This window comes from Ruminococcus albus AD2013, assembly GCF_000526775.1.
GTDB classification, from domain to species: domain Bacteria; phylum Bacillota; class Clostridia; order Oscillospirales; family Ruminococcaceae; genus Hominimerdicola; species Hominimerdicola alba_A.
The window spans coordinates 62,445-75,138 of sequence record NZ_JAGS01000005.1; the positions used below are offsets into that span (position 1 = coordinate 62,445).

The window sequence follows — 12,694 nt, forward strand, 5'->3', positions numbered from 1 at the left end:
CACGTAAAAACAAAAATACACCCCGCCATAGCGAGGTGTTAGAGTCATTGAAATCAACTATATTTTACTTTGTAGTTATTAATGCAGTAACCATATACGTCCGAAAGCCAGTCTGTAACTTCTCCTGTATCATCTTTCTCGCTTTTCAATCCAAAAAAATCGGGAATTTTGACCTCATCGGGTAGTCCTAATATTTCAGCTGCATTAATTCTGTTGTGGTGAAGTTTATCACGTATAATTTCATGTCTATCTACCGTTTTCATATCAGCATACGTATCTGCAGTGATACATAATTATTTTGCTGCATCGTAAATAGTCATTTTTTCGAATGCTTCATAGATTTCATTAATATCAACATCCCAGTCTATATCATAAGCAGTAAATATTTTCATTTTTCATCCTCCGTTTAGAAATTATGTCATAGATTTTTACCTTTATTATTTGATCTCAACAACTTGTCTGACCTCCAGTTTATCAATTAAATCCTATACCTGAATTATACTAGAATTTCCCCAAAGATAAAAGCGCCCCTCCTGAGAGAGACGCTTTGTAATCATGAATTACTATACTAGTTGAAGAATTTTTCTACATCTAGTCTTACGGTTTCAAATTTAGGAAGTTCAGGCTTTTTAAATCCCTTTTCCGCGATGGCATCAAGCAGTATTCTCTGGTCATCCGGTTTATTGACCAGATCTCTTGCAGCATCGAAAATATTTTCACTATACCATCCTTCAGGATATTCCTCTCCATTACCCTCACAAAAAACGAGAATATCAGACGGAATTTGTGGATTTTTCTGTATCAAGCCGATCTCTACGAGGTATTCTAGAAGTTTCAGGCATTGATAGTATTCCAGTTTTTCTTCTTTTACATCATTCATTGTTTATCTCCTTCTACCACCAAGCCCAGAACACTGTTTCATCATCGATCCAGTTTTCTATAAAGGATTCTGAAAGGCCGCCTTCTTTTGTTATTTTTCTGATAAGATCTTTATCATCACAATAACCGCAATTTTCCGGGAGCAGCCCCCATCCAGTATCATTCAAACCTTTTCTTTGATAATCTATTTCTTCCAATTTTACAGCATATTTATTAGTATTCTTTTCGGTAATGTACTTGCCTTCATAGGGTGTATCAGTGTCATTGAATGTAAATACAACCACAATTTTATTGTAATCGGACTCATACCTTACACTAGTTGTCATATTTTGAGTTGTTTCCAAAATCTTTTCGTCTGTATTACAGATACCATTAAGAGTTTTTTTGATTTCTTCATTATCTTCACAATACAAACTGAAAGATTCGTTTTTATTAGTACGTGAAGAACCTCCTTGCCAAAATTGTTTTGCATATTCTGAGGCTTGTTCTTCTGAAACATCAAAAGTCATTAGGTAATCCGTTATGATTTTTCTCATATTATAGTATCGTTCTGTTATAATACATTTTACAGCAATTTTCTTAATCGTGTCGCAAAGAACATTTTCTGCATCTGTGTTGATAAATTTAACACCGGAGCATCTTGGATCTTCGTGTATATCATTTATAATTTCGCCCTCGTTTATTTCCGGTGTAGATACCTTGTACAAATACATATCTAGTCCCATTTTTACTTCCTCCTGTTTAAATTATTATAGTAACCCTTTTTTTATTCCAAGTATCCCAAAACTGATCCTGTTAATATTATAATTGAATACTTATCTTATTAAAAGCAACACCGCTCACGCAGAACTGCAAAACTGATTTTTTAAACTGCTAAGTTCCTATCATCTTCTCCGCTTTTCAGGATAGATATTGCTCTGGTTTTTATTACATTAAGATACTTTTTATCTATCTCACAGGTAAATACCTTTCTATTCAGAAGAAGCGATGCCGCCATTGTCGAGCCTGAGCCCGCAAACGGGTCAAGGATCCATTCTCCTTCTTCAGTGGAATTTTCTATATACATTTTAAGCAGTTCAACGGGTTTTTCGGTCTCATGGAGTTTTGGTCCCTTTATGTTATCAAACTGATGTACGGTCTTACTTCCGCAGTTTGAAATAGCCTTTGCTTTTCCTTTGTAGCAGAACAATACATACTCACAGTTTTTCATGTACCATCTGTTGGGTGTGGCATTATTTTTCAGCCAGACCAAAAGGTTATGAACCTTAAATCCTGACCTCTGAACTGCTTCAATAAGCTGCTGAAGATTAAGAAAATTTGTGAAGAAGTATGCCTGTCTGTCAGGTTTAAGTACCCTGTAACATTCGGGAATATATTCATCAAACTGTATGTCGTTGTTATCGAATATCTTTCCGTCATTTTTGCTCAGCATTCCTTTGGGTGCGTTTTTACCGCCTGTCCCTCCTGAAATTACCCTGTAAGGCGGGTCGGTAAGTATCATATCAAAGGACTCTGTTTTAAGTTTGTTCAGTATAGTCTTAGCATCAGCATGAGCCAGCACTGCCTGCAAGTTTATCTTTGCATTAAAGAAGTCCTGTTCATCTGCAAATGCTCTTCTTTGTTCGTATACGCCCTCTTCTATCATTTCGTTTTCTACAAATACATCTTTATAAAAGAGATCAACACTGCCATTTTCCAAAGTATCATATGATGCTCTATAACTGAGACTTATACCTTCTTCGTTCTTTTCTGCCTTTATAACTTCTATCAAGACAAAGACTCCAGCTTCTTTTCTTTCAAAAGCTGGAGTTTCGTTTGTTCTCAAATATCTGGAAATAACTCCTCTTATGCCGGTAGGAGAATATTCCGGTAGTTTTTCGTATAATTCTTTCGTCGTCAGACCATCATGATTTATACTTAACAGCCTGATCACTTTCTGTATCAGTGTCATATTTATTCCTCCGTAATATAAATAGTAATTCAATTTTTTCTGACACTCCAAGTCATCAAAATGAATTCTGTAATTATTATATTTGAATTTTTGATCCGATAAAAACAGCCCTGCAATAAAGCAGAGCCGTTAAGATTGGATCTAATTGTATTTTTTAATCATAATTTATAACTCGATAATTGTGAGAGATGAAATACCTATCCATTATTTTATATCTCCTTTTTGCATCCTGATTTTACGACATTATATAGAATGTCGGATAAATTATCATTTTCGTTTATTATAGCATCGATATAATCATCAGTAAGTTCTCTCAATTTGACCGATTCAAAAAAATCATCCGGGATCTTTTTGTCTTCGTTGATGCTTAGGTACATATCATATACTTCTTCCTTGCGTGAATTGAATTCCACTACGTTATAGATCTGTATCGCTTCATAAGACGGAACTATATGTCCATCATCAAGGATATATTTTCCATTTTTGTAGACCATTGTTTATTCCTCCGTTTTTATAGTATTAGATCCGTTTTTAATAACTCCGATTATCAAAATACAGATCTAATGATATTATAACGGAAAATTTTTTTTCATTAAAAAACGCCTCTCGAAAGAAGAGAAGCGTTTTATCATTGATTCAATGAACACCCATTTTAGAAAGAATGTTGCTGTCTGAAAAATCGAAAATTGTTTTGTCAAATATTGTGATACGATTTAATTCTGTCTCAAAATCAGATTCATTGTAAAATTCATCTGTTCTGTGTCCTGTCCATAGATCTCCGTAGAAAATCATACCTTTTGGAATGATCTGTCTTATATCCTCTTTAGATGGCGTTTCTGTCTTAAGAAACTTCTCACGAAATTTCTCGTATACTTCCGGTGTTATTGATGTCCTTAACTCACTGCATTTTTCTGAACAAATAAAGGCTATACCGGTCTTGGTATAATCCCACTTATCGAGTTCGGTAATATCATTTTCAGCAAGGAGCTCGTCCATATCATCGATAAAGTAGTCTTTGATATAGATATCCAGTCTTTCAAGCAGGAGTTCAAGATCTGGAAATCTATCTTTTCCTATATTCCCCCAGTAAGCTCCCTGAAGGTCGATCAGCGCAAACTGACCATCTTTTATATCGATCATGAAATCCATCTGTTCTACTATATCATCCATCTTTGCACAGCAAAGTTCTATATCAGAAAATTTATTTGCCATAATTACATCTCCTGTCTTGATTTTGTTCATCTTAGATGTGACAATCAATTACAAAAACATTTGTATCATCGTGAAAAGGTTCAATGAATTCTTTGTAATAGTTTTTGCGAAATTCATACTCCTCCTCAGCACTCGCAGTACTTAAGCCAAAGCTTCCTACTGTTCCCGGTTCAAACCAGCCTTCAGGCAAGAGCACACTGTAAGAAGGGCAGAAAGTATCTCTGTGAAAAGAAATATACTCTTCTTTACTTTTATACAGCTTCAACATTTCTTCTTTAGAAGGAACCCCCCACAGCAGCATGAAATGATCAGGATCCATTTTTTCAGGTTTGATGCCATTAACTACTACATTCCAGATATATTCGAGCCTGGAAGTGTCAAGCTTTTCTCGCTCTTTTCTGAATTCTTCTTTTATTTTTCCAATCGTGGTCTCTTTCTCTACACCGTAATAATCCCACTTAGCCTCGGGATTAGACATCGATAATACATTTCCTTTTCTGTCTACTTTTCGATACGATATATAATGTTTGTAAAAATCTTCAGGATTTTTATAATAACCCAAATATCCATCAATATTACGATTTTCATAAAGATCCTTTACTCTTTCTCCATGTTCAGCAACTGCTTTTTCAGGATCTTTTTCATACGCTTCAATAAGTTTGCATTTTTCCTGATAGAAAGCTTGTGCATTTTCGTAAATTTCTTCTTTTGTAATGTCGATATGAGGTTTGACTTTGCGGGATTCGTTGTAAATAGACATCATTTTCTCCAGTTCTTCCTCATTTTCAAATCCTATTGCGTACAAAGAATAGTGACTCATAATTATTACCTCCAAAAATATTATATATAGTAATTCTTGAAGCTTATTTCTTGATGTTCATCTTAATCATAAAATTTGATTACTCCGGTTATCAACAAATAAACTCTGTAAGTATTATAGATGAATATTTAGAATGATATCAGACGTTATAATTTCATGAAAAAGGCCCGAATAAAAAAACGCCTCACATAAAAGTGAGACGCTTATGTTGTTATCAAACACATTCAAGAACGTGCTTATGCCATCTTTCTATGAATTCAGTCTGTGCTTTATTTCTTATCGGGCAATTGTAAGCCAGAAGCTTCTGTCGTATTTTATGAGTTTTTGGGGTAAGTTCAATTGTAATAAGGCTTTTTTCGGGAGCTTTCTTTTCACGCATCACATAAATAAGACTTCTACCTTCCGCTATACTTTGAGCATAGCTGGCAACACAGTTATGCTGCTGTGTTGCTTCATCAAGAAGATCATCATCTATTTCGAATGCAAAAGAAGCCCTGCAAAATCAATGCAGAGCTTCTTGCTTTACCTTTTGGGATGTAAAATCCCGCAAGGGATTTTGATGGTTGATCACCGGTCTTTTTTTATAACCGCTAACAACGCTGTTATATAATGGAGACCATCGCTCCCAAGCAATGTTTATGGCACATTACCATAGCCCAAAATAACGTTCTCGTGTTATTTCAGTACGCTTTCCTTTTGTTGGTGTGCGGATACAGGATCCTGTCGGACGAAAGAACTATTCCCTTCAGAGAAAACACAATGCATTCTATTAAGAATACCCATGTTATTTCTTACAGTATCATGCCGGATCATTAAAACGGCGCTATATACTTGCTTACTACTCCTTTTGTAATACATTTCACTACTGCATCGAGGAACTTTCTCTTATTTGGCACTGTTACTTCATACATATCCCCGTTTTTTACATTCCAAATGATCCCTTTTTCTATTTTTGAAGCAACAAGATAAGAAGCTAGCTGAAGAAAGTCTTCGTGAGCAAGTTCTGTTTTGAATTTAAGCTCGTAGATAATTCCGTTTTTAAACACATCAAAACGGCCACAGATATTTATCGCTCTGGTTGGACCATTCATAAATGGTATTGAACAGTTTACCTGAACTTCTTCTCTGCCGTCAAAAACTGTTCCGAGACGGTCAAGAATGATATTCTTATGATATTCACGTATAAAAGGTGTTTTAACCTGTTTTACGTATCTGATGAAGTTTGTTTCTATAGCAGCGAGCAACAGAATTTTATCATCTACTGAAGACTCATCAGGAAGTTTGGGGAAATTTTTATCTTTATGGTGTTCTTTGGCAAACTCTATCTGAGCATCAATATCATAGTTAATGAAATACTCAGCTTCCTGCCATATTCCAATACACGGAGACAAATCAATGAGGTGATCGTTTACATCTACATCGATCACTTTTGCATTCTGAGGAGTAATATTTTTTCGTTTTATCAGTTTGTAACAATCTTCCACATCTTCTTTATACTTGAAGTCGAACATTTCGGAAATAAGAAAACTATCATACTGATTATTTATAGTTTTAGAAGTAGCAATTGTTGTATCCGAAAGTTGATCACCGTTTCCACTTACAAAAATTATAGTTTCTTTTCCTCTGGAAGCTGCTACAAGAAAAATATTTCTAAGGATCTCACATTTTACCTGAGGCTTAGAAAGTCTTACTTCCCAGTATTCCTCCGTATAGTCGAAAACTACACAAATTTTTCTTTCAAGACCTTTTGAAGAATCAAAAGTCGTAAATATAGCCGATGATGAGGACGGGGCTACTGCTTGTCTGTCCTCATCTTTAATGGAAGCATAGACTGTTTCCTTATTAAATTTGTCACTGTATTCTTCTTCCAATCGATTAAGAACAACGGACATAATACCGTTTCTTGAGCCTAAGCATAATATATCTGAAGTCTTTTGCTTTGAGAGAAAGTCTGTCACAGAACTAACTGACATTGTTTTGATGTTGCATTTCGGATTTACACCAACAATTTTCTTCTCCCAAATATTTCCAAGTCTTGCCGCATATTCCTTGGAAAGCCTGAAACATTTAGTAAAACTCATTTCATCGTGATTCCCTAAATAGCCATTAATGAATTCAGCAACGTTCAAAGTAGTTTTATCATATATTTTTTGCTTCATGTCTCCAACTGCAACTATCTGCAAGCCGGGGCATTTTTCTTTTATATACTCAAGCATCTGAGCTATTTCGAGTTCAATATCCTGATATTCATCTATTACCAACAGTTTGTATTCAGCTATCAGTGAGGGTTTGTGCTCCAAAAACGTCTGAATAAGATCGGAGAACCCGTCAATAGAAATATTTGCCTTCATCAAGCACGAAAGTGCAAAGCTGTGATAGTTCGCTACGGTTACATTTTTTTGTTTGATCTTCTCTCGTGCATCAAGTTTCAGTAAGGCATTATATGTTAAATACAGGATTTTTTTATCTGTTATCTCATTGCACAGAACCTGAATGGCTGTTGTTTTTCCACTGCCAATGCAGGCATCAACGAGTATATTCTTGCCTTTTTTCGCCTCATTCACAAATTTTTTCTGTTCATCCGAAAGTTCGTTTAATGTTCTTGACTTTTTTTCTGTCCAGCGTGAAAAGGCTTCTATGTTTTTGCTGTCAGAACAATACCACTGTTTCCTTTTAGCATCCCATCTTGCTCCGAGGTTTTTTGCCTGGTCTTTTTCAGAAAAAGGAACTTGCAAATAAATTCTTTCCATCAGATCACTCTCAAAAATTTATTTAGTTTATAGTTAGGGTGTCGGGATTCGAACCCGAGATGAAGGAGTCAAAGTCCTTTGCCTTACCGCTTGGCGACACCCTAATAACTGATTTAAAATAACAAACAAAGGGGAGATCTATGATCCCCCTTTTGTTATTTCCACGCTGATACCGTTAAATCACAGTATCTCCTTTGTATGTGTAGCGTGAGATACACCTTATAAAGGAGGCTTTTGATGATTCTCATAAAGCCAACGCGCAGACGGTGAGATTCGAACTCACAAATTCCGTATAACGTCTGCATACAAGCCTCTTTTACAATAGTTATGTATTGTATCAGAGGCTTAAAAAAGGAGAAAATGAAAAAGCTTTTTACTTCTTGTTCTTAGCCTTTGCAACAGCTTCCTTAAGAGCCTGTCCAGCCTTGAACGCGGGAACCTTTCTTGCAGGAACATCAACAGGAGCCTTGGTAACAGGATTTAAAGCGACCTTAGCAGCTCTTTCCCTAACCTCGAATGTACCGAAGCCAACGAGAGTGACCTTCTCACCGTTCTCCAGAGCGCCTGCAATAGTATCAAGAACTGTTGTCAGTACCTTATCAGCTTCCTTCTTGGTATAACCGCCCTTCTCTGCGATAACATTGATAAGTTCTGCCTTATTCATTTTTCGTATCACTTCTTTCTATAATTTATTCAGACTAAAAGTCCGTAAGTGTGCCATCGGAGATTCGAACTCCGGACCCTTTGATTAAAAGTCAAATGCTCTGCCGACTGAGCTAATGGCACATGTACTGCAAAGGTATCTAAAAGCTGCCTTTGCAGCAAAAAATTTAGGAGTAAAAATGAGATGGAATCGTAGTTACGCAAGCTTTGTGATTTGTTTTACAGCGAAGGAAGATATCCTGTATCTTCCTTACAGCCATAAAACATCAATAGGGGTTAAAATGAAACATGAAATGTTTGAAAGTATACATATATATTATAGCAGATTTTTTTGAAAAAGTAAAATTATATATAGTAAAAAAATTATTTCACGTATACAATACCTCTGTACCACGAATCATACATCTGATTGATCGAACCAGCCATAGTCTGTTTTCTTACGATAGTAAGTCCCGAATTTATATCATCACAGACCAAATTTCCGTTTATATCTTTCAATGCTTTTTTATAAGGATCCGCGACAGCATAATATCCGTCATATTTTCCTGATCCATCACATTCTCCTGCTATGACCACATAATGGATAAAAGGATTTGCCGGGAGAAAATTTGCTGCAGCACGGATAGTATTGGAATAGCCATTGAAAGCTACATATCTCGAATTAAACAGCACAGAAGCCACTACAGTATGTCCTTCACTGAGAGCTTTGTCTATTTTATCTATTGTTTTATTATTGCTTTCATAATAGTTTACAACGGGTGAAACAGCAGTCTTCCCTTCCCTGTCGGCATATATCTGCATAAGCCTGAACATACCATTAAGGGTAGTGCCGTTCCCTCCGGCCTCACACCATTCAAAATTCCATGGTGTGTAGTTGTAATTATGTGCATAAAGATTTTTTGGTATAGCTCCTATAGACCATGCATAATTATTTCCGTCGGCAAAAACGTCTGTAATAGATACATTCTTTTTGAATTCACTTGTAACAGCCATAGCAATACACGCGGGACCGCAGCTCAGATCCTTATCTTTTCCGTTATATTCTGTTACATTAAGTTCATTATCAAACTGCGATATATTTCCCACATTCAAGATATTATTGTATTTATTGGTAATAAATACACCGTCACGAACATACTTCTTAGGAACGTCTGTATAAGTGTTCCTGCTATATAATCTATATGTATTATCGTCTATCTGATAACCATAATAAAGATTATCAAATAATACTCCGTTATTGCTGTTTGGATCCAGCTCCTTTGATTTTACCATTCCTTTATAGTTTTGTTTCAAAAACAAGTATGATGGAGATGTATCCGTGCTTCTGACATCCTCCCACGGTTAAAACCGTGGGGTTCCCAAAAACAAAACGAATAGAATAACATACATCGTTTTGTCCTACCTTTTCTTTAACCTCGAAAGCTTAAAGTGCTGAGTAGTTAAGGTACTATAGTTTGTGTTGGAGAGAGTGCAGCCACTCTCATATAAACACTTAGGCTTTGTCGAAGCCTTCCGTTGTGTATTTATGCAGTTAATTTCTTATAAATCTTAATCCCTACACTGCTGAGAGTGTTATTATCGGTTATTAATTTTTGAATTTCTTGATCATGATTATTTTTGAATTCGGAATACTGTGTTTCTAATAATTCTTTATTAAAAGAACAAAGATCACTATTGATATTTTGTATCAGAAACGCAGAGTACAGATCTCTCTGGAGCAAATCTTCTCCTATATAAACCCACCTGTCGGAAAGTTCTTTTTTAATATAACTTTCGCTGACGTGGTTGTATTGACTGGCTCTTGCTTTCACTGTATTGATATAATTGAGTACAATACCATGATTACTAAGCTTTTGTTTTAATATTGAGACAAACATTGCAGGAGCTCTGTTTGCTAATGATTTGCCAAATCTCTTTTTTGAAATATATTTGCCTTTTGCATTGGTTTTAGTTTCTTTAGACCTCTTTTGTAAAGCCTTATAGTTCATTTTCTCAATATAAAACTCATTACCATAGGAGATTATCTCATTGGCAAGTATCTCATGCTGTTGTTTTCTCTCATCAGAAGATCTTCTATGAAGATCTTGTATTTTAGCAAGAGTTCGTAAATAATTATTAGATCTGTTCCATGTTAACTTAATACCTTTTTTTATAGTTCCGTCAGAGTTGTAATTATCGGGGTTAGTATACCTTCTAGAGCGAGCAAGCTTCCTTTGATAAAGCTTTAGTTTATGGTCTATGCTCTGTACATTTTTTGCAAGTTCAAAGATACGTACCTGATTTGGTGAGGCTACTGCCATCGTTGATGTACCGGGATCAATACCTACTCTGCCGATCCCTAATTTATGTCTGAATGTTCCGTCAGGATTATATTTAGCAGGCGGTACTCCCTCAAGCACTAATTGAGCATAAAATTTTGTTTTGTTTTTTATGGTCTTTCTTACTATGCGAACATATTTAACTCTATTAGATAAACACATCTGTTCGTAAACATTGTTATTATTGATCTTTACAGGGATTTTTAGTCCTTTCCATTGTATACAGCCACCGGAATAATAGATACAAACATTTTGCTTGCCTTCAACAGAGTTCAGCTGACCGTATTTTTTGAAATGAAGCTTTCTTCCTGAGCTGTATAACATTTTATTAACAGCAGTTAATACTCTAAATGCAAGTTTTTGAGCCGAAGCTGAGTCAATGTGCATTTTAAAGTGGTTTTGCATTGGCTTAACGTCTTTTTCTAATGCAGATTTCGTAAGCTTATATTCTTTGTTCATAGATAATAATTTATCGTTATAGGCTTTTTTAGCTTTTGCTTTATCTCCGGCAGCCATTGATGAGTTGTTGACCATTTTTATCTGTTCAACACACTCGCGGTACGCTTTGGTTTTTATTAGTTCTTTGTATCGCTTTAATGCCATTCCTAAGAGGCTGTTGTATATTTGTCTTGATATTTCAAAACGTTTGTTAAGAATATTTCTATCCCGTGTTGTTGTATCCATTGGCAGCGTTAATATAAAAGTACCCATGCAACAATGGCTCCTTTCTTTAGATATCTTTAAATATATTTAGTCTTTTGAGATTCTACGTATTTTTTTATTGTTTCACTGCTTACTGCTCCGGCAGTTGAAACAAAATAACTTCGGGTCCATAGATTCTGCATTTTAGAGATTTTTTCAAATTCAGATATAAGTATACGACTGGTATATCCTTTAATATGATGCATTCGATTATACTATTATTATATATGAAAACAGAGAAAGATAAAAAGCGACCAAGAACACACGGTCTTAGTCGCTTTGAAAGAATTTATCCTCTTTCAGCAAGAATACCCCCACCTCTTTAAAAAGATACCCATATAGAAGTTTTGCCCCTTAGTGTTTCATCACATAACACTAAGGGGCATTGTGATTTTTTCGGCGGCAAATATAGATCTGAATTTGTGGATTTCAAATTCGGATTTTCATTACCATGATTTGTATATTATCTTCCGACTTATCATTTAAGTTGACCCGTCCTCAGGGGCATTATTCTTAAGCTTATCAAACCATATGCAGATACAGATCGCCAGAACAGGCAGTATCACATACTCTATGATATCTCTCGAACACTCTACTGCCTGATAAAGAAAGCCTTCGCGAGCATAACCGAACAATCCGTGGACGATCCTGAACGTGCTGTCGGCGAAAGCGTGAAGAAGCATTACGAGAAGCAGATTATCTGACAGCATATATACCGCCGCCCAAAACATTCCAATACACATTGTAGACGGAACCTGGATCAGAGGATTTTCGCCAAAAGCGATGTTGGGAGCATGTCCCAGACCGAAGAACAGACCTGTAACCAAAACAGTGAACAGCCTTCTTTTCACTGTGCTTATATTAAATTTGATAAGACCGTTCATCATGAGTCCTCTCTGAACGCCTTCTTCATAGAACCCGGTTGCAAACTGCTGAACGATCAATATGCTGAGCGTTACAATATATCTTGTTGTAAAAACGGTTGCAATAAATATATTCAGGAAAGGAAGCAAAATATTGATAATCTGTGGGATCATGATAAGCCACGTCTTCCCTGAAATCTTATTTGTGAATAGCTGCTTCAGCGTGCATTTACTCTCACCGCGTTTGGAATACCCATTTAAAAGTATCAGTCCGGCAGTTCCGCCTGCTGCTCTTATTATAGTGTCTGCTATATAACGCGTGTTTACATCGGGAAATACATTGAAATGCACCATTGGTATCTCTATCGCATAGAACACCAGCATTATGATCGCTGCCTGAACTATCGGTTTCCTGATCTGCGCTATGGTCTGTTTATCGTAATTTTTCATTTGTTTTACCTTTCTCGCTGTATCTTCAAGGATAAATTGCTACAAACTTTAACATTTCTCCCTCGGCAGAACTGAAATATAAAGTT

At 35.8% G+C, this 12,694-nt stretch carries 13 protein-coding genes, 2 tRNA genes and 1 pseudogene; all 16 read right to left on the bottom strand.

The window, feature by feature from the left end; all coding sequences use genetic code 11:
- Nucleotides 1-53: 53 nt before the first annotated feature.
- The 16 genes and pseudogenes from N773_RS23095 to N773_RS0117850 all read right to left on the bottom strand — a co-directional run bounded on the left by N773_RS23095 (nucleotide 54) and on the right by N773_RS0117850 (nucleotide 12,608).
- Nucleotides 54-263 (bottom strand): hypothetical protein, encoded by a 210-nt coding sequence (locus tag N773_RS23095; protein WP_242840451.1) that lies wholly within the window; start codon nucleotides 261-263, stop codon nucleotides 54-56.
- Nucleotides 264-568: 305 nt separating this feature from the next.
- The gene (locus tag N773_RS0117785; RefSeq protein ID WP_024859002.1) at nucleotides 569-880 is read right to left on the bottom strand and encodes a hypothetical protein; all 312 of its coding nucleotides are present in this window, start codon (nucleotides 878-880) and stop codon (nucleotides 569-571) included.
- 13 nt (nucleotides 881-893) lie between these two features.
- Entirely contained in the window at nucleotides 894-1,604 is a 711-nt protein-coding gene (locus tag N773_RS0117790; RefSeq protein WP_024859003.1) for a hypothetical protein, read from the bottom strand.
- A 140-nt stretch (nucleotides 1,605-1,744) separates the two neighbouring features.
- Nucleotides 1,745-2,830 carry a DNA-methyltransferase gene (locus N773_RS0117795; RefSeq protein WP_024859004.1) on the bottom strand — a complete coding sequence of 362 codons (1,086 nt, stop codon included), beginning with the start codon at nucleotides 2,828-2,830 and terminating at the stop codon, nucleotides 1,745-1,747.
- 209 nt (nucleotides 2,831-3,039) lie between these two features.
- Nucleotides 3,040-3,324, bottom strand: a complete 285-nt coding sequence (locus N773_RS0117800; RefSeq protein WP_024859005.1) for a hypothetical protein — start codon at nucleotides 3,322-3,324, stop codon at nucleotides 3,040-3,042.
- A gap of 142 nt (nucleotides 3,325-3,466) precedes the next feature.
- Nucleotides 3,467-4,042 carry a hypothetical protein gene (locus N773_RS0117805; protein WP_024859006.1) on the bottom strand — a complete coding sequence of 192 codons (576 nt, stop codon included), beginning with the start codon at nucleotides 4,040-4,042 and terminating at the stop codon, nucleotides 3,467-3,469.
- 31 nt (nucleotides 4,043-4,073) lie between these two features.
- Complete coding sequence (locus N773_RS0117810) at nucleotides 4,074-4,862, bottom strand: hypothetical protein (RefSeq protein WP_024859007.1); 789 nt, start codon at nucleotides 4,860-4,862, stop codon at nucleotides 4,074-4,076.
- Nucleotides 4,863-5,076: 214 nt separating this feature from the next.
- Complete coding sequence (locus N773_RS22015; RefSeq protein WP_080678410.1) at nucleotides 5,077-5,337, bottom strand: PcfJ domain-containing protein; 261 nt, start codon at nucleotides 5,335-5,337, stop codon at nucleotides 5,077-5,079.
- 337 nt (nucleotides 5,338-5,674) lie between these two features.
- The gene (locus tag N773_RS0117820; RefSeq protein ID WP_024859008.1) at nucleotides 5,675-7,612 is read right to left on the bottom strand and encodes a DUF5710 domain-containing protein; all 1,938 of its coding nucleotides are present in this window, start codon (nucleotides 7,610-7,612) and stop codon (nucleotides 5,675-5,677) included.
- A gap of 33 nt (nucleotides 7,613-7,645) precedes the next feature.
- Nucleotides 7,646-7,716: transfer RNA gene (locus N773_RS0117825), tRNA-Gln, on the bottom strand.
- Nucleotides 7,717-7,985: 269 nt separating this feature from the next.
- Entirely contained in the window at nucleotides 7,986-8,276 is a 291-nt protein-coding gene (locus N773_RS0117830; protein WP_013483533.1) for an HU family DNA-binding protein, read from the bottom strand.
- Between the two features lie 49 nt (nucleotides 8,277-8,325).
- A tRNA-Lys gene (locus tag N773_RS0117835) sits at nucleotides 8,326-8,398 on the bottom strand.
- A 240-nt stretch (nucleotides 8,399-8,638) separates the two neighbouring features.
- Nucleotides 8,639-9,547 (bottom strand): dockerin, encoded by a 909-nt coding sequence (locus N773_RS0117840; RefSeq protein WP_242840452.1) that lies wholly within the window; start codon nucleotides 9,545-9,547, stop codon nucleotides 8,639-8,641.
- A gap of 251 nt (nucleotides 9,548-9,798) precedes the next feature.
- Nucleotides 9,799-11,304, bottom strand: a complete 1,506-nt coding sequence (locus tag N773_RS0117845; RefSeq protein ID WP_043538443.1) for a hypothetical protein — start codon at nucleotides 11,302-11,304, stop codon at nucleotides 9,799-9,801.
- A 29-nt stretch (nucleotides 11,305-11,333) separates the two neighbouring features.
- Nucleotides 11,334-11,501: pseudogene (locus N773_RS22020) on the bottom strand (transposase); the annotation flags it as partial.
- 276 nt (nucleotides 11,502-11,777) lie between these two features.
- Nucleotides 11,778-12,608 (bottom strand): CPBP family intramembrane glutamic endopeptidase, encoded by an 831-nt coding sequence (locus tag N773_RS0117850; RefSeq protein ID WP_024859011.1) that lies wholly within the window; start codon nucleotides 12,606-12,608, stop codon nucleotides 11,778-11,780.
- Nucleotides 12,609-12,694 lie beyond the last annotated feature (86 nt).